Annotated in this window: 14 protein-coding genes; 5 read left to right on the forward strand and 9 right to left on the reverse strand. The window is 65.0% G+C overall.

Features of this window, described 5'->3' with window-relative positions; all coding sequences use genetic code 11:
* Positions 1 to 61: 61 nt before the first annotated feature.
* From tsaE to AC1DRP_RS02900, 8 genes are all read right to left on the reverse strand, one after another.
* Positions 62 to 1,615 (reverse strand): tRNA (adenosine(37)-N6)-threonylcarbamoyltransferase complex ATPase subunit type 1 TsaE, encoded by a 1,554-nt coding sequence (tsaE, locus tag AC1DRP_RS02865; protein ID WP_476767752.1) that lies wholly within the window; start codon positions 1,613 to 1,615, stop codon positions 62 to 64.
* Positions 1,612 to 3,978 carry a sensor histidine kinase gene (locus tag AC1DRP_RS02870; protein WP_441505065.1) on the reverse strand — a complete coding sequence of 789 codons (2,367 nt, stop codon included), beginning with the start codon at positions 3,976 to 3,978 and terminating at the stop codon, positions 1,612 to 1,614. Before AC1DRP_RS02870 ends, tsaE begins: the two co-directional genes overlap by 4 nt.
* A gap of 497 nt (positions 3,979 to 4,475) precedes the next feature.
* Positions 4,476 to 5,876, reverse strand: coding sequence for an adenosylhomocysteinase (gene ahcY / locus AC1DRP_RS02875; RefSeq protein ID WP_113515661.1), 1,401 nt, complete (start codon positions 5,874 to 5,876; stop codon positions 4,476 to 4,478).
* 291 nt (positions 5,877 to 6,167) lie between these two features.
* The gene (locus AC1DRP_RS02880; protein ID WP_069878534.1) at positions 6,168 to 6,503 is read right to left on the reverse strand and encodes an HPr family phosphocarrier protein; all 336 of its coding nucleotides are present in this window, start codon (positions 6,501 to 6,503) and stop codon (positions 6,168 to 6,170) included.
* 1 nt (position 6,504) lies between these two features.
* A complete protein-coding gene (locus tag AC1DRP_RS02885; protein WP_043234821.1) occupies positions 6,505 to 6,906 on the reverse strand; it encodes a PTS sugar transporter subunit IIA in 402 nt (133 codons plus the stop codon).
* A gap of 110 nt (positions 6,907 to 7,016) precedes the next feature.
* Positions 7,017 to 7,484: a hypothetical protein gene (locus tag AC1DRP_RS02890; protein WP_441491985.1), complete on the reverse strand. Its 468-nt coding sequence runs from the start codon at positions 7,482 to 7,484 to the stop codon at positions 7,017 to 7,019.
* A 9-nt stretch (positions 7,485 to 7,493) separates the two neighbouring features.
* Positions 7,494 to 9,290, reverse strand: a complete 1,797-nt coding sequence (locus AC1DRP_RS02895) for a stimulus-sensing domain-containing protein (RefSeq protein WP_476767753.1) — start codon at positions 9,288 to 9,290, stop codon at positions 7,494 to 7,496.
* 72 nt (positions 9,291 to 9,362) lie between these two features.
* Positions 9,363 to 10,064, reverse strand: a complete 702-nt coding sequence (locus tag AC1DRP_RS02900) for a response regulator transcription factor (protein ID WP_113515657.1) — start codon at positions 10,062 to 10,064, stop codon at positions 9,363 to 9,365.
* Positions 10,065 to 10,266: 202 nt separating this feature from the next.
* Here AC1DRP_RS02900 and AC1DRP_RS02905 point away from each other — a divergent pair, with 202 nt between their 5' ends.
* The 3 genes from AC1DRP_RS02905 (at position 10,267) to AC1DRP_RS02915 (ending at position 13,897) form a co-directional block, all read left to right on the forward strand.
* Positions 10,267 to 11,046, forward strand: coding sequence for a HugZ family pyridoxamine 5'-phosphate oxidase (locus AC1DRP_RS02905; RefSeq protein WP_476767754.1), 780 nt, complete (start codon positions 10,267 to 10,269; stop codon positions 11,044 to 11,046).
* A gap of 193 nt (positions 11,047 to 11,239) precedes the next feature.
* The gene (locus tag AC1DRP_RS02910) at positions 11,240 to 12,850 is read left to right on the forward strand and encodes a phosphoenolpyruvate carboxykinase (protein ID WP_476767755.1); all 1,611 of its coding nucleotides are present in this window, start codon (positions 11,240 to 11,242) and stop codon (positions 12,848 to 12,850) included.
* 36 nt (positions 12,851 to 12,886) lie between these two features.
* Complete coding sequence (locus tag AC1DRP_RS02915) at positions 12,887 to 13,897, forward strand: Lnb N-terminal periplasmic domain-containing protein (RefSeq protein ID WP_476767756.1); 1,011 nt, start codon at positions 12,887 to 12,889, stop codon at positions 13,895 to 13,897.
* A 112-nt stretch (positions 13,898 to 14,009) separates the two neighbouring features.
* Here AC1DRP_RS02915 and AC1DRP_RS02920 read toward each other — a convergent pair whose 3' ends face one another.
* On the reverse strand, positions 14,010 to 15,470 hold the full coding sequence (locus tag AC1DRP_RS02920) for a sodium:proton antiporter (RefSeq protein WP_476767757.1): 1,461 nt from the start codon (positions 15,468 to 15,470) through the stop codon (positions 14,010 to 14,012).
* Between the two features lie 112 nt (positions 15,471 to 15,582).
* Between AC1DRP_RS02920 and AC1DRP_RS02925 the strand changes: the two genes are divergently transcribed.
* Both AC1DRP_RS02925 and AC1DRP_RS02930 read left to right on the forward strand, forming a co-directional pair.
* Entirely contained in the window at positions 15,583 to 16,062 is a 480-nt protein-coding gene (locus AC1DRP_RS02925; RefSeq protein ID WP_441505062.1) for a hypothetical protein, read from the forward strand.
* A gap of 92 nt (positions 16,063 to 16,154) precedes the next feature.
* Positions 16,155 to 16,943 (forward strand): class II glutamine amidotransferase, encoded by a 789-nt coding sequence (locus AC1DRP_RS02930; protein WP_441505061.1) that lies wholly within the window; start codon positions 16,155 to 16,157, stop codon positions 16,941 to 16,943.
* Positions 16,944 to 16,957 lie beyond the last annotated feature (14 nt).

A 16,957-nucleotide genomic window follows, 5' to 3' on the forward strand; every position in this document is an offset into this window, starting at 1 on the left:
GATTGTGATGAACCTGCGCGATCCATAGCGCGTCGCGGTCGCGCTTGTCGCGGACGACCTCTCAGGGGCTCTCGGCTGTCTCGAACAGCTTCGGCAGATGGGCCTGATACCAGGCCTTCAGCTCTTCGAGCGCTGGGTGCTCGAGGTTGCGGCGCAAGTACGTTTCGATTCGCGGCAGGTGCTTGAGATAGGCAGGCTTGCCGTCGCGCTTGTCGAGGCGTGYGAAGATCCCGGCAATCTTGGTGTTGCGCYGTGCGCCCAGGATCGCATAGGCGCGAGCGAAGCCGGCGAGATCGAAGCTCTCGTCCGCCGCCCGCCGCGCCGAGCCATAGGAGGCAAGCAGCTTGAGTTCCAGCGCCGCCGGCACGTCAACGCGCGCGTCCTGTCCCAGCGAGACCAGATCATAGGCGGGGTGGCCGAGCACGGCGTCCTGGAAATCGATCAGACCGAGCTTGGCGTGTCCTTCACGCTTCGGCAGCCAGATCAGGTTGGGGGAGTGGAAGTCGCGGAGCGTCCAGGTCGATGGTGCGGCGAGGATTTCGTCGAACAGCTTGCTCCAGATGCGGCTGAATTCGGCATGAGTCACCGCCGGCAAGGTCACACCGGCAATATGCGGGGCGTACCATTCGAGCACGAGTTCGGTCTCGATCGAGAGCGCACCCCGATCATAGTCCGGCACGATGTAGTCGCGTCCGTCGGCGACCGGCAGGATCGCCGGCAAGGTGTGGCGATGCATGTCGGCCAGCAGGCGTGCGGCGGCCTCATAGCGTTCGGGAATCGGTCCGTTCTCGTCGAGCACGCCTTCGTCACCGAGGTCCTCGATCAGCAGGAGGCCGGTCTCGAGGTCCTGGGCAAAGATGTCGGGGGCCGAATAGGTCAGCGAGCGCAGGCCGCGATCCATGCCGACGAAGGCATCGACCGATTCCGCCAGGTGCGCGATGGCGCTGTAAGGCTTGCCGAGGCGGATCGCGGGGCCGTCCGCGCGCGGCGGCGAAATCATCAGGATGGCGGTTTGTCCATCCGGACGGGTCAGCCGCTCATAGGCGCGGGTCGAGGCGTCGCCGAGCATGAAGTCGCGCTTGGCCTCACCCCATCCGGCAGAGTCGATCAGTCGCCGCGCTGCGATCGCGATGGCAAGGCGCGAGCGCCAGAGCACACCGCCGGCGAGACTGGCGATCCGCCCGGTCTCGGGCGCCTTTGGGTCGACGTCGAGCACGATGTCGAGCCGCCGACCGGCAGGCAGCCGCGTACCGGCCCGGTCCGGCCACTCGACCAGCGTGATGATGCGGTCGAGATCCTCGATCAGCCCGATATCATCGAGCTCGTCGGGGGACCGCACCCGGTAGAGATCGGCATGGATCACGCTGCCGCGCAGCGTGTCGTAGCTCTGCACCAGGGTGAAGGTCGGGCTCGGAGCCTCCAGGTCCGGGTTGTCGGCAAGCTCGCGCAGGATAGCGCGCGCCAGCAACGACTTGCCGGCGCCGAGATGGCCGGAGATCGCCACGATATCGCCGGGCTTGAGGATCGCGGCGAGATCGCGGCCGAGCCGCACCGTGGCGGCTTCACCGGCCAGCGTCAGCCGATGCCCGCCTGTCTTCACGGTATCCTCTGTCATTCAGCGGCATCCGAGAGCGGCATGCCTTCCGAGGGAAACACCGCGGTGACCCGCGTGCCCTGCCCTGGCGCAGAATCGAGCTCTACATGGCCACCATGCAGCTCCACGATCGAACGCACGATGGAGAGGCCAAGTCCGACGCCGCGATGCTTGGAGCCGAGAGAATGGCTCTCGAAGCGGTCGAACACCTTGTCCTTGACCTCGGCCGGGATGCCGCGGCCTTCGTCGGCGACGGTGATGCGGACATCGCCGCCGATGCGCCCGGCCGTGACCCCGATGGTCTGGCCGGGAGCGGAGAAGCCGATCGCGTTCGAGATCAGGTTGAACAGCACCTGCCGCAACCTGCGGCCATCTGCCCTCAAGGGGCCGGTCTGGGGCGCGATATCGACCTTGAGGGTCAGCTTGCTGTCGATCAGGCGGTCGTGCAGGCCGGCCGTCGCCTGGGCAATGGTCTCGGCGACATCGACTTCCTGGAATTCGAGCGCCAAAGCGCCGTTGTCGATCGAGGCGAGGTCGAGAATGTCATTGATGATCGCGAGCAGTGCACCGGACGAGCGCACGATATGGCCGGTATAGTCGCGTTGTTTCTCGTTGAGCGCACCGATCGTCTCGGCGCCGAGCAATTGCGCGAAGCCGATGATGTTGGTCAGCGGCGAGCGCAGCTCGTAGGAGACGTGGTGGACGAAATCCTCGCGCAGCCGCGAGACCTTCTCCAGGGCTTCGTTCTTTTCGGTCAGGGCACGTTCGACATTCACGCTTGCGGTGACGTCGGCGAAGGTGATCAGCGTCGCTCCGTCCGGCAACGGCGCGGCGGCGCAATCGAGCACGGTGCCGTCACGACGCTCCATCCGGCAGCCATAATCCTCACGCGCATCGCGCACGCCGGTGATGACGCTTTGCAACTCCGTCCAGACATCGTCATGCGGATAGAGCGGCCGGCAGAGCCGGACCACCTCGTCGATATGCGGCGTGGCTCCGGCCAGGTCGCCATGGATCTTCCAGGCCTGGGCGAAGGCGGGGTTGGAGAGCTTGAGCCGGCCGTCCGAACCGAACACCGCGACGCCCTCGCGCAGCGAGTCGAGCGTTTCCCGTTGCGTGCGTGACAGCGCATTGAACCGGGATTCGAGCGTGAAGCGTTCGGTCACGTCATCGAAGAGATAAGTGACCCCGCCTTGCGGGTTGGGGCTCGAGACGACATGGATCGTCCGCCCATCCGGCAGATACCACCAGTCCTCGCTGGCACGCGGGCTTGTATAGGTGGCCTGCACCGCAGCCTTCCAGCTGCGGTAGTCGCCGAGTTCAGGCAGGCGGCGCTCGGCTCTCAGCCGGTCGAGGATTTCGCTATCGCTGGGCTTGCCTTCGAGGAAGGCGGAGTCGAGCGACCAGAGCGTCTCGAACCCGGAATTGCTGTAGACCAGCCGTTGTGAGGCATCGAACACGGCAACGGCCGTCTTCAGCCGGTCGAGCGTGCGCACATGCGCATCCATCTGGCGCTGCAGGTCGGCGCGAACGGCCTCAAGCTCGCTCATGTCGGTCGCGATGCCGGCAAAGCCGGCCGGCGTCGGCATTTCCAGGATGTCGAGCGTATGCCGCTGGCCGGCTACCACGGCCGGAGCGCGTGTTGCGAACGGGCGCCCTTCGCTGCGCGCCTTGGCTGCGTTCTCCCGTTCATTGCGGTCGAGCAGCTCGAGGCCGCCCTTCACCGCCTCGCTGCCGCCGGCAGCTTCGACCGCGCGGGCATAGGCGGCATTGGCCCAGCTCAGGCGACCGTCGGCATTGCGGGTCCAGACCGGTTGCGGCAGGCCAGCCAGCAAGGTCGAGAGCGCTGCATGATCGGCGGTGACATGCTCGAGTTCGCTTTGCAGCGCCATGACCCGGGCCCGCTCGCCGCTGACCTGGCGGAAACGGATCACCGCACGCCCTGCGACGGGGCGGCCTTCGACATCGATGAACGGGCCGGAGCGACTCCTGAGCGTGAAGCCGAAGGCTTCGCCGCGCTCCTTCAATGCGTCGGTGGCGAGTTCCAGGCGCTTGGCATCGGCGGGAGGGGCCCAGCTGCCATAGGCAAGGGCCAGCGCAGCGCCGGGCGCGCCGAGAAAGCCGCTGTCGCCCTCGAAGATCGGCTCGGCGTTCTTTCCGTTCCAGCTCACCACGACCTGGGCATCGGATGCGAGCAGCGCACCCAGGCGTTCCTGGTGGCTGCGGGCCGCTTCCAGTTCGCTCGCGAGCTCTCCTTCGCGGCGCTGCCAGCGTCCCCGCTCGCGCACATAGATGATCGAGGTTGTTGCCGCGAAGACCACAAGCCCGGCCAGGACGATCGAAAGGCTGCCGGCACCAAGCGCGCCTGCCGGGAGCGGAGCCATGATCTCGGTTTGTGCGAGCGCCGGAAGCGGAATGCTGCCGACGGCGAGGCCTGGGAGCAGTGCGCTGTGGCGCCCCGCATCTCCGTTCCGTCTCTTTCGCCCCGCTCGTCTCATTCTGCTTCCGTCACTTAGTCTGAACCCGACCCTGGCGTTGAACGGCCAAGGTGGAAAGCCGATCGAGGCGCCGCAGCCCGAACCGGACGCACGCACACCACCACACCAACCCGTTTGAGCTTGCTCGACCTCGCGCGAACGCAGCGGGCCCGAATCAGCTCCACTCTAATCACCGGTGGAGTCCGGCAGGAAGTGCTTAATGGCAGGTAAATGCGTGGAAAATCGCGACCGAGTGCCGCCCCAGGCCAAGAAATCAACAAATTGATCCTGGCTGTAGGGCGCCGTCTATTAGTGGTGTCTTCTTGCAATAATGAGAGGTCAGTCAGATACAAAAAAGCCCGGCGCGAACGCCGGGCTTCTTCAACTTTACGCCTGTTGGCGTGTCAGTAGCGGTAGAGCTCGGGCTTGAACGGGCCGGTCGGGGCCAGGCCCAGATACTTCGCCTGCGCATCGTTGAGCACAGTCAGCTTGGCGCCGACCTTGGCGAGGTGGAGCGCCGCGACCTTCTCGTCGAGATGCTTCGGCAGCGTGTAGACCTTGTTCTCGTACTTGGCGTGGTGGTTCCAGAGCTCGATCTGGGCCAGCGTCTGGTTCGAGAACGAGCAGGACATCACGAAGGACGGGTGGCCGGTGGCGTTGCCGAGATTCACCAGGCGACCTTCCGAAAGCAGGATGATGCGCTTGCCGTCGGGGAACTCGACCTCGTCGACCTGCGGCTTGACGTTGTCCCACTTGAAGTTCTTCAGGCCCGCGACCTGAATCTCCGAGTCGAAATGGCCGATATTGCAGACAATGGCGCGGTGCTTCATGGCGCGCATGTGCTCGACGGTGATGACGTCGAGATTGCCGGTGGCGGTCACGAAGATGTCGGCGCGGGGCGCAGCATCTTCCATGGTCACGACCTCGTAGCCTTCCATCGCCGCCTGCAGAGCGCAGATCGGGTCGATCTCGGTGACGAGCACGCGGCAGCCGGCCTGGCGCAGCGAAGCGGCCGAGCCCTTGCCGACGTCGCCATAGCCGGCGACGACCGCGACCTTGCCCGACATCATCACGTCGGTGCCGCGGCGGATGGCGTCGACCAGCGATTCACGGCAGCCATAGAGGTTGTCGAACTTCGACTTGGTGACGGAGTCGTTGACGTTGATCGCCGGGAAGGGCATGCGGCCGGCCTTGGCCAGCTCGTAGAGGCGGTGCACGCCGGTGGTGGTCTCTTCCGAGACGCCCTTGATCGCGGCGCGGGTCTTGGTGAACCAGCCTGGATTGGCCTTGAGCTCCCGCTTGATCAGCTTGAAGAAGATCGTCTCTTCCTCGTTGCCCGGCTTGTCCAGGAATTCGGCCTTGCCGGCCTCGGCCTCGGCACCGAGGATGATCAGCATGGTCAGGTCGCCGCCATCGTCGAGGATCATGTTCGGCGTGCCGCCGTCACCCCATGTCGCGGTGCGCAGGACGTATTCCCAATACTCCTCCAGCGTCTCGCCCTTGATGGCGAAGACCGGCGTGCCGGTCGCGGCGATCGCGGCGGCGGCATGGTCCTGGGTCGAGAAGATGTTGCAGGACGACCAGCGCACGTCGGCGCCGAGTTCCTTCAGCGTCTCGATCAGCACGGCGGTCTGAATGGTCATGTGCAGGCAGCCGGCGATGCGGGCGCCCTTGAGCGGGGCCTTGCCCTTATGCTCGGCGCGGATCGCCATCAGGCCCGGCATCTCGTCCTGGGCCATGTTGATTTCCTTGCGGCCGTAATCCGCGAGGCTGATGTCCTTGACGACGTAATCGTGCTTCGACACGGGGCTGCTCCAATGGCTTGATCTTGAATGACGCGCGGCTCTCTAGCAGCGACGGCGTCAGAAGGCAATCAAAGATATAAAGATGTCTTTATATGCGCCGGGAATGAGCGCGGCGCGACATGCGCGAGCCTCGCCCGTCAGATGCCCGCATTGGGCATTGTCGCGTGCCTGCCATCAGAAGTCAGCAGTCCGGGAAGGGAGGGGACGGTTTTGCCACCAGCGCATCTCAGGCCGAGCGCAGCAAAATCCGACCTCAGGCGACCTGGAAGGGCGCGCGGTCGGCGCCTCAGTCTATTCGCCTTCGCCGAACTTGTCGGCGACCAGCGCTTCGAGCGCCTTCAGCGCCTCCTGGGCGTCACGGCCCTTGGCGACGACGGTGATGGTCGAGCCGATGCCGGCGCCGAGCGTCAGGATACCCATGATCGAGGTCGCGCCGACGGTCTCGCCGCAGCGGGTCACGGTAATGTCGGCGTCGAAATTCGAGGCGCACTGCACGAATTTCGCCGTGGCGCGGGCGTGCAGCCCCTTCTTGTTGACGATCGGCAGTTCGCAATAAAGCGCGCCGTTCGGGATCGCCGTCTCCGGGCAATCACAATCGTCTTCGCTGCTGCTCACCTGGCCGCTCATCCTATTTTCCCGCCAGAACCCGGCTGGCTACGGTGATGTATTTTCGGCCGGCATCCTGCGCGCTGGTTACGGCCTCGTCGAGGGTCTTCTCCTCGCGCACGCTGGCGAGCTTGATCAACATCGGCAGGTTGATCCCGGCCACGACGTCGATCCGCCCGGGTTCCATCACCGAGATGGCCAGATTCGAGGGCGTGCCACCGAACATGTCGGTGAGAACGATCACGCCCTTGCCGTTCTCGACGGCTTCGACCGCCGCGATGATGTCGCGTCGACGGGCCTCCATGTCGTCATCGGGGGCGATGGCGATGGTGGCGAGGTTTTGCTGGGGGCCGACGACATGTTCGAGCGCTGAGCGGAACTCGGTCGCCAGATGCCCATGCGTCACAAGGACGAGTCCGATCATTCACTATCGCACCGGAGAGCGCTTGCAGGCGCCCGGACAAGGTCGCGGTTTATGCGGCAGGCGCGCGGGTTAGGCAAGACAGCTGGATTGAATCTTGTCGAAAACAAGGCTCACGCATCTCCCATGAACAGGCGCAGGGCGGTGAGGACAAGCCGCTCGTCACCGGCCCGACCCTTCACGGTCAGCCGCGGCAGGTCGATACCTGCCAGGCGTTCCACCAGCGCTTCCGGCTCAGGCATGCGTTCCGGCTCCTCCCCGCTGCAATCGACAATCAGCCGGATCACGACGCCGGGCAAGTAGGGCTCGGGCGTGAGGCCGAGACCGCGTCGCTCGATCAGTCCCTCCAGCGGGGAGACGGGGTAGCCGACCAACCTGCCGCCAGTCGCATTCAGTTCGGTCCGGTCGTCGGCGACCAGGCGCGCAAACAGGCCGTCCTGCCTGGCGAGCGCGATGAGGGCCAGCGCCAGAACCGATTTTCCGGCGCCGGATGGGCCGCGGATGATGATTCCGGCCTCTCCAATCGCAATCGTGCTGGCATGCACGCGTTCGCCGGTTGCGGCCGTGTTGGCATTGTCCATGGCGGCAACTCAGGCGATGTGCTGAACGGCAGGCAGCCGTACGACGAAGCGGGCACCGAGCCGTGGCGGGTCTTCCGCTCCGGTCGAGCGGTCGAGCCGGTTCTCGGCCCGAATGCTGCCGCGATGGGCTTCGACGATCTGGCGTGAGATCGAAAGGCCGAGCCCGGAATTCTGCCCGAAGCCCTCGTCCGGTCGGTCGGTATAGAAGCGCTCGAAGATGCGCTCGATGGCGTGGGGCGGGATGCCCGGCCCGTCATCCTCGACGCTGATCAGCACATCGGGTCCGACGCGCGACAGTATGACGCGCACGGGCTTGCCGGGCTGCGAGAAGGAACGGGCGTTGTCGATGAGATTGACCATGACCTGGCCGAGCCGGGAATCATGGCCCATCACCAGGAAGTCCTGACGTCCGCCAGGGCGCTGCCCGCGCCGCTCGACCGAAAGCTCGATGCCGGGCTGGCCATCCCGACGCGTCTGGTTCTGCAAGCTGACCACGGCTTCCAGGACCTGGGCCATGTCGACGGGGGCGGCATCGTTGCGTGCCAGCTCCGCGTCGAGCCGCGACGCATCCGAAATATCCGAGATCAGGCGGTCGAGGCGCCGGACATCATGCTGGATCACGGCGAGCAGCCGGCCGCGGGAATCGTCGTTCTTCACGCGCGGCAGCGTTTCCACGGCACTGCGCAGTGAGGTGAGCGGGTTCTTGAGCTCATGGGCGACATCGGCGGCGAAGCTCTCGATCGCCTCGATGCGGTTGTAGAGCGCCTTTGTCATGTCGCGCAGCGAGCCTGACAGGTGTCCGATCTCGTCGTGGCGATTGGTGAAATCGGGAATTTCCTCGCGCGACTTCACGCCCTTGCGCACGCGCTGCGCAGCGTCGGCGAGCTTGCGGATCGGCTCGGCGATCGTGCCGGCCAGCAGCACTGACAGCACGATCATCACGCCCGCAGCAACGGCAAAGACCTGGATGATGGCGTAGCGTTCTCCGGCGATGATGCCGTCGATGTCGCCGCCTTGGGTCGAGAGCAGAAGCGCTCCGCGTACGGTCCGGAAGYGCTGGACCGGCACGGCGACGGAGACGATGGTCTGCCCGCGCGTATTGACGCGCACGACACTGGCTGGAACGCCGCTCAAGGCGCGTGCCACCTCCGGATAGGACTTGCCATTGGCATTGGCGAAATCGTCATAGGCCGGCACGTCGGCACGCCCGAGCCGGCTGCGCAGCATGTTCCATGTGCGCTCGAGCAAGGGCGCCTCGTCCTGCTCGCCGAGGCGCGGCAAGTCGAGGCGGAGCACGTCGCCGCGCGAATAGAGATTGCGCGAATCGAGCGTCAGCATCCCGTCCTTGTCATAGACGCGGGCACGGGTCTTGGTCGGCGTCACCAGGCGCCTGAGCAGCGGCGCCACTTTCTCGGGATTGATCGAGAAATCGAGCGGATCGTCGGCAATGCCGGCGCTCTCACCTGCTTGCAGCTGCAGCAACTTATCGGCGTCGATGGTGATCGTGTCGGTCTCGACCGTCGCGGAGGCCGCGATCGAGGCGGCAATGATCTCGCCCTGCGTCAGCAGGCTTTGCACCCGGGACTCGATCAATCCTTCGCGGAACTGATTGAGGTAGAGAAAGCCGAGCAGCAGTGCCACGAGCCCGGCGAGATTGAGGACGACGATGCGACGCGTCAGGCTGGAGGCCGCGCGCGACGAGATGGCGCGCCAGGCATGCCGTCCCGCAAGCGCTACGCGCCGCCGCAGCGCCGGACGGCTGCGGCGGCCTTCGGCGCGGGGTCTGTCCTGTTCAATCGTCGCCATGCGTGATGCGTTCCAATTCCACGAAGGCCGTTAAGTGTCCCTCGGAGCAGGTCAAGGCATCGATCGCGATTCTCACATCTCCTTGAAGCGGTAACCGACACCGTACAGCGTCTCGATCATGTCGAACTCGGCATCGACCTGATTGAACTTCTTGCGCAGCCGCTTGATATGGCTGTCGATGGTGCGGTCGTCGACATAGACCTCGTCGTCATAGGCGGCGTCCATCAGGGCGTTGCGGCTTTTCACCACGCCGGGACGCTGTGCCAGCGACTGCAGGATCAGGAATTCGGTGACAGTCAGCGTGACCGGCTCGCCCTTCCAGGTGCAGGTATGACGCTCCGGGTCCATGCGCAACTGGCCGCGCTCCAGGGCCTTGGCGTCTTCCGGCCGCGCTGGCGCGCTGACATCCTTGGCGCCTGCGCGGCGCAGGATCGCCTTGACGCGCTCGACCAGCAGTCGCTGCGAGAACGGCTTCCGGATGAAGTCATCTGCGCCCATCTTCAGGCCAAAGAGCTCGTCGATCTCCTCGTCCTTCGACGTCAGGAAGATCACCGGCAGGTCGGATTTCTGCCTGAGCCGCCGAAGCAGCTCCATCCCGTCCATGCGTGGCATCTTGATATCGAAGATCGCCAGATCCGGCGGGTTCTGCTTCAGCCCATCAAGCGCCGATGCCCCGTCCGTATAGGTCATGATCCGGTATCCTTCGGCCTCGAGGGCGATGGAGACCGAGGTCAGGATGTTGCGGTCGTCATCGACCAGCGCAATGGTTGGCATGGGCTTTACGTCTCTGGGCCGCGTTGCAATGACGGGTCCACTCTCGCGAGAGAGCGGCCAAACCGTGGCTGCAATCTAGCGGTGCCGTGACGGTTTCGCTACAGCCTAACGCGTTGTTATGCCGAAAGGGTCCGGAGCGGCTGTCGGCGGCTTCGGCTGGTGCGGCTCACCAAGGCCGATTTTTGAGGGTGAGGAGCGTGCGATGTCTGAGGTTCAGGGACAGGCGATCACGCCGCGCGGCGTCGAACTCGGGGGCACGGCGCCGGATTCCTTCKATGCGGTCGCGATGGCGCGCGAGCTGCTGCGCATTGCTCGCACGGCGCCGCTGGCGACCCTTGACCCGGCAAGCGGATTTCCGTTGTCGACTCTCGTGAATGTCGCGACCGATGTCGATGGAACGCCGCTTCTTCTGCTCTCGAAGCTCGCATTGCATACGCGCAATCTCGATGCCGATCCGCGCTGCTCGATCCTGTGCTTTGCGTTGGGGAAGGGCGACCCCATGGCCAACTCGAAGCGCGTCAGCGTGGCCGGGCGTGCCCTGYGCACCGACGATCCGCGGGCGCGGCGCCGGTTCCTGGCGCGTCACCCCAAGTCGAAGCTCTACATTGATTTCCCCGATTTTTCGCTCTTCCGGCTCGAGGTCTCCGGGCTCCATCCCAATGGCGGGTTTGCCCGCGCAGCCGAGATCGCGACAGGTGACGTCCTGCTCGACCTGACGGGGTGCGATGCGCTGATCGAGGCCGAGGACGGCGCCGTCGCACATATGAACGAGGACCATGCGGACGCGCTCGCGCTGTATGCGACGCGGCTGCTGGGTGAGGCGGAGGGGCGCTGGCGGGCGACGGGACTCGACCCCGAAGGGCTTGATCTTGTCTGCGGCGATGCTGCGGCGCGCCTTGTCTTTCCCGAGCGTGTCACCAGCCCGGGGGCGTTGCGTGCCGCGCTGGTGGCGCTGGCCCAGAAGGCCCGAGCTGCGGCCTGATGACGCTGTGCTGGAGGGCTCGGATTATTCAATCGATTTAGGGAAGCTTGTGCCTGCTCAAGTTTCGTCGGTGACTTGAGCCGGCGCCGCCATGCGCTTAAAGAGCGCCGCACTTGATCTCGCCCACGGTGGCGGAAGCACAGTCCGCCATGTCGAAACAAGGCGTCGAAGGGCGCCGTTTGGGAGAATGCCTGTGGAGACCATCGGTCACTTCAACACCGCCTGCGGCGCCGACACATTCGGCTTCCGCAAGCTCAAGGCGGTGCGCTGGAACTTCGAAGCGGCGCGCCTTTACGAGGAGTCGCTGCGGCGCGGCGAGTCCGAGATCGCCCATGGCGGTGCGCTCTGCGCCGATACCGGCAGCCATACCGGCCGGTCTCCGAAGGACAAGTTCGTCGTCAAGGATGCGCTGACGGAAGGAACCGTCTGGTGGGAGAACAACGGCGCGATCACGCCGGCGCAGTTCGAGACCTTGCTCGCTGATTTCATCGGCCACGCCGAAGGCAAGGAACTCTTTGCCCAGGATCTCTATGGCGGCGCCGACCCGGTGCATCGTGTCAAGGCTCGCGTCTTCACGGAGTTCGCCTGGCACTCGCTCTTCATCCGCAACCTGCTCATCCGCCCGGCTCCGGAAGAGATTCCGACCTATGTGCCGGAGATGACGATTGTCGATCTCCCCAGCTTCAAGGCCGATCCCAAGCGCCATGGCTGCCGCAGCGAGACCGTCGTTGCCATCGATTTCACCCGCAAGATCGTGCTGATCGGCGGCTCCGCCTATGCCGGCGAGATGAAGAAATCGGTCTTCACATATCTGAACTACATCCTGCCCACCAAGGGTGTCGTGCCGATGCATTGCTCGGCGAATGTCGGCCGCAATGAAGACCCGGCGATCTTCTTCGGGCTCTCCGGCACCGGCAAGACCACGCTGTCGGCAGACCCTGACCGCACGCTCATCGGCGATGACGAGCATGGCTGGTCGAAGGACGGCATCTTCAATTTCGAGGGTGGCTGCTACGCCAAGACGATCAAGCTCTCGGCCGAGGCCGAGCCGCAGATCTATGCTGCTTCGCAGCGTTTCGGCACCGTGCTCGAAAATGTCGTGCTCGACCCGATCAGCCGCGTTGTGGATTTCGACGACCAGAGCAAGACCGAGAACACCCGCTCGGCCTATCCGCTCGATTTCATCCCGAATGCGTCGCGCACCGGCCGGGCCGGCACGCCCAAGAACATCGTGATGCTGACGGCCGACGCGTTCGGCGTGATGCCGCCGATCGCCAAGCTGACCCCGGCCGAGGCGATGTACCATTTCCTCTCCGGCTACACCGCCAAGGTCGCCGGCACGGAGCGCGGCCTTGTCGGCGTCGAGCCGGAGTTCTCGACCTGCTTCGGCTCGCCCTTCCTGCCGCGTCACCCGTCGGAATACGCCAATCTGCTGCGCGACTTCATCGCCAAGCACCATGTCGATTGCTGGCTGGTGAACACCGGCTGGACCGGCGGCAAGTACGGTACCGGCCGGCGCATGCCGATCCGCGTCACCCGCCGCCTGCTGTCGGCGGCGCTGGACGGCTCGCTCAACCGCGCCGATTTCCGCCGCGATCCTTATTTCGGCTTCGCGGTGCCGACCTCGGTGCCCGGCGTCGAGCCGCACATCCTCTATCCCGTCAAGACCTGGCAGGATAAGGCCGAGTTCGCCGAAACCGCCAAGACGCTCGTCGGCATGTTCCGCGAGAACTTCAAGCGTTTCGAGAGCCATGTCGATGATGCCGTGAAGGCGGCAGCGCCGACCAGTTCGCTCGCGGCGTGACGCCCGAATCGGATTGATGTGTTACGAGAGGCGGCGATGAGCCGCCTCTTTTTGATTCTGCTGAAGCTTCTCACCACCCTCGTCATCGTCGGGGCGGGTCTTTGGGGCGTCGGCCTCCTGCTGTTCCGCCTCAACGGCGCGCTGGCCATCATGGGCGCCATCGGCTTCGGCTTCGCCGCGCTGGCCGGGCTGATCGGGATCTGGACCGGCGCCCTGCGATTGCCGCTGGGCTTCGCGGTCGTGTTCCTCGGCCTGCTCGGCTGGTGGAACAGCATGCTGCCATCCCATGATCGCGACTGGATCCCCGAGCTTGCGCGCCTGCCGGAGATCGCGCGCGAGGGCGACCGCATCACCGTCAGCAATTTGCGTCATTTCCGCTGGCGCACCGAAACCGACTACGATCAGCACTGGGAAACGCGCAGCTTCGACCTGTCGAAGATCGAGGGCGCCGATCTCTTCCTGTCCTACTGGTCCGGCGAAGCGATTGCGCATCTGCTCGTCAGCTTCACCTTCTCAGATTCCCCGCCGCTGACCTTCTCGATCGAGGTTCGGCGCGAGAAGGGCGAGGAATGGTCGTCGCTGGCCGGCTTCTTCCGGACCTATGAGATGGCCTATGTCGCCGCCGACGAGCGCGACATCGTTGGCCTGCGCACCCATGCGCGTGGCGAGGATGTCAGGCTGTTCCGGCTCGCCGCGACCCCGACCCAGGCCCGCGACGTGCTGCTCGCCTATGCCGCCGACATCAACCGGCTGGCGAAGAAGCCGCGCTGGTACAACACGCTGACGACCAATTGCACGACGGTGGTCTACCATCTCGTCGGTTCGGTTGCCCCCGGCTGGACCTTCTCGCTGCCGCTCGATCCGCGCGTGCTGCTCTCCGGCTACCTGCCGGGCTACCTCGCCCGCATCGGTGCGATCCGCTCCGACATGCCGCTCGACGAGTTGATTCGACGCGGGCGCATCAGTGAGCGGGCACGCACACTGTCCCTCGACGATCCCGCGTTTTCGCAGAGGATTCGCGAAGGCGTGCCGACGGGCCGGCCCTAGCGCCTCGCAAGCCATGGGGTGGACGCGCCCGGAGCGCCCCCGACCTCGTCCGTCCGTGAACCGGGGATGGCGGGCGCCCGGCACGGGGCCGAGCTGCCGCACAGGCCTGCAGCTACCTGAAGAAGATCACCGTCTGCAGCAGGAAGAGCGGGATCAGGATCGCGCCTGACCACAGCATGTAGCCGAAGAAGCTCGGCATATTGACCTTCCGATCCTTGGCGATGGCGTAGACCATGAAGTTCGGCGCGTTGCCGATATAGCTGTTGGCGCCCATGAAGACCGCGCCGGCCGAGATTGCGGTCAGCGTCAGCGCGCCGGTTGTCATCAGGGCTTTCGCGTCGCCGCCGGCAAGCTCGAAGAAGACCAGATAGGTCGGGGCATTGTCGAGGAAGGACGAGAGGATGCCGGTCAGCCAGAAATAGGCGACGTTGTTCGGCGTTCCGTCCGCATGCGTCACCAGCGCGACGAGCGGTGCGAACGCCCCGTCCTTGCCGGCCTGCAGCATCGCCAGCACCGGGATGATGCAGACGAAGATGCCGGCAAAGAGCTTGGCGACCTCCTTGATGGGCCCCCAGCTGAATTCATTGCCGGCCCGCACGGGCTTCGGCGTCAGTACCAGCGAGAGACCCGCGAGGCCGAGCAGGATCGCGTCGCGCACCAGATTCTGCAGCTCGACATGAACGCCATGGATGTCGAAGACAGTGCCGGGCTTCCAGTTCGCCGACATCAGGATGGCGAGGATGACGCCGCCGAGCAGGGCGATATTGACCTTGCCGAAGAGCCTGATGGCACGGTCCGGCGTCGGATCCTTGAGGGCTGGAGCCCCCTTTTCCTTGCTGAAGAAATAGCTGTCGAGCGCGAAGAACAGTGCCAGCAGCACAGCGACCGCAAAGCTGGTTTCCGGCAGGAGGTGCTGGGTCGTCCAGAAGAAGCTGACGCCGCGCAGGAAGCCGAGAAAGAGTGGCGGATCTCCGAGCGGTGTCAGGGAGCCGCCGATATTCGAGACCAGGAAGATGAAGAACACGACGACATGGACGTTGTGGCGGCGGTCGTCATTGGCGCGTAGCAGCGGCCGGATCATGATGATCGAGGCGCCCGTCGTGCCGACCACGCTCGCCATCGCGGTCCCGATCGCCAGCAGAGCCGTATTGGTCGCTGGCGTACCGCGCAGATTCCCGGTGATCAGGATGCCGCCGGCAATGGTGAAGAGCGCGAAGAGCAGGATGATGAAGGGGATATATTCGAGCAGCGCGGTGTGAAGCAGTGATCCGAGCGCCGGATCGAAGCCACGGAAGAGGACCAGAGGCACCAGCACGAGCGCTGCCCAGAAGGCTGCGAACTTGCCGTAATTGAGCTCCCAGACATGCGGAAACAGGATCGGTCCGAGGGCGATCGAGAGCAGCATGCCGGCAAAGGGAAGAGCCCAGGCCGCACCGAGCGTCGCCCCGCCGATATCGCCCGCCGCGAACGCGAGGCTGGGAACCAGGCACAGCGCCAAGGCTGCACCCGCAAGCGAAATCACTGACTTCAAGGACCCGCTCCCCCAATCCCGATATCGAGCGGTTTCCGTCATCGCCCGGTTGTGTTGTCGCGTAAAGCCTGATCGGAGGGCTAGCAACCTCACGGCGAAATGGCATAGCTGCGCAATCCTGCCGATAGGGCGTGATTCAGATGGGGCCTCGACGATGCAACCGGCTTTCTCCGCACTGTTCGGCCTGGGCCTTCTGGCGGCGTCTTCAGCTTCGGCCTTCGCCCAGGTCGCGGTCGAGGAGATCAAGGCCCAGCTCTTCCTCGAGCGCACCGGCAGGCTCTCGGAGAATCTGGTCGGGACGAAGAAGGCGCTCCACAATGCAGTGATCGGCGAGGGCGAAGCCGGCGAGCCGGCCGATGCGCTGCTGGTGACGCTTTCCTTCACCGGCGCGAAGAACACCAAATCCTCGGACAAGATCGCGCGCGACCTCGCCTCGCTCACCGTCAGGCAGAAGGCGAAGACCGGCGAGAGGATCCTGCTCAGGCGCGTCTATGGCGGGTTCCTCTTCGGCGAAGAGGGGCGCATCCACAAGGCCTTCCTGCTCGACAGCGCCACCTGCTCTCCGCTTGAGATCGAGGTGAAGGTCGGTCGGAGCCGCAAGGAAGCGAAGCTGGATTTCTCCTGCAGCGAGTAGGGTGCGGGGAAGATTTGTTATGTCACGGTTCATTCTCGTGGAATAATCTCCTCAATGCGGCGTCCCGCCCGCAGCCTGATTCGGGACCGACCATGTGCCGTTTCCTCGCCTATTCTGGCGTTCCGGTCTTTCTTGAGGATTTCGTCGCCTCGCCCTGCCATTCGCTGATTCACCAGTCGCTCCATGCCGAGGAGAGCAAGACCGGCACGAATGGCGACGGGTTTGGCGTCGGCTGGTATGGCGAGAAGCCGGAGCCCGGGCAGTATCGCGAGGTCCGTCCGGCCTGGTCCGACGAGAACCTGCTCTCGATCGCCCGTCAGGTGCGCTCGCATCTCTTCTTCGCCCATGTGCGCGCTGCGACCGGTACGGCGACGACGCGGGCCAATTGCCATCCCTTCGTCCATGGCCGGCATCTCTTCATGCATAACGGCCAGATCGGCGGCTACGCCCTGATCCGCCGCAAGCTCGAGAGCCTGATTCCCGATTCGCTCTATGCCGCCCGTGTCGGCACGACGGATTCGGAGGCGATCTTCCTGCTGGCGCTCGCCCGCATGGCGGACGGCTATTCGCCCGGCGAGGCGTTGGCCTGGACCTTGGGGGAGGCGCTGGCCCTGATGCAGGCGGCCGGCATTCGCGAGCCCTTGCGCTGCGCCGCCGCGCTCGCCGATGGCGAGACGATCCACGCCGTGCGCTGGTCTTCCGATACGCGGCCGCCGACGCTCTATATCTGCAACCGCAGCGACAGCATCGTCGTCGCGTCCGAGCCGGTCGATGCCGCGCGCGACTGCTGGCAGGCGCTCGGATGCAATTCGATGGTGTCTGTAAAATCAGGCGCGATCACGGTCAGCCCCTTCGAGGTCGGGCTTCGGCGGGCAGCCTGAGCCCGCCATCGCTT

The organism is Allobosea sp. 01N443 (assembly GCF_056399325.1).

What these genes read in the sequence shown, in the direction of transcription:
- AC1DRP_RS02870 (WP_441505065.1), bottom strand. Translation starts at nt 3,978, where the DNA reads ATGGCTCCGCTCCCGGCAGGCGCGCTTGGTGCCGGCAGCCTTTCGATC.
- AC1DRP_RS02880 (WP_069878534.1), bottom strand. Translation starts at nt 6,503, where the DNA reads ATGAGCGGCCAGGTGAGCAGCAGCGAAGACGATTGTGATTGCCCGGAG.
- AC1DRP_RS02885 (WP_043234821.1), bottom strand. Translation starts at nt 6,906, where the DNA reads ATGATCGGACTCGTCCTTGTGACGCATGGGCATCTGGCGACCGAGTTC.
- AC1DRP_RS02890 (WP_441491985.1), bottom strand. Translation starts at nt 7,484, where the DNA reads ATGGACAATGCCAACACGGCCGCAACCGGCGAACGCGTGCATGCCAGC.
- AC1DRP_RS02900 (WP_113515657.1), bottom strand. Translation starts at nt 10,064, where the DNA reads ATGCCAACCATTGCGCTGGTCGATGACGACCGCAACATCCTGACCTCG.
- AC1DRP_RS02915 (WP_476767756.1), top strand. Translation starts at nt 12,887, where the DNA reads ATGAGCCGCCTCTTTTTGATTCTGCTGAAGCTTCTCACCACCCTCGTC.
- AC1DRP_RS02920 (WP_476767757.1), bottom strand. Translation starts at nt 15,470, where the DNA reads ATGACGGAAACCGCTCGATATCGGGATTGGGGGAGCGGGTCCTTGAAG.
- AC1DRP_RS02925 (WP_441505062.1), top strand. Translation starts at nt 15,583, where the DNA reads ATGCAACCGGCTTTCTCCGCACTGTTCGGCCTGGGCCTTCTGGCGGCG.
- AC1DRP_RS02930 (WP_441505061.1), top strand. Translation starts at nt 16,155, where the DNA reads ATGTGCCGTTTCCTCGCCTATTCTGGCGTTCCGGTCTTTCTTGAGGAT.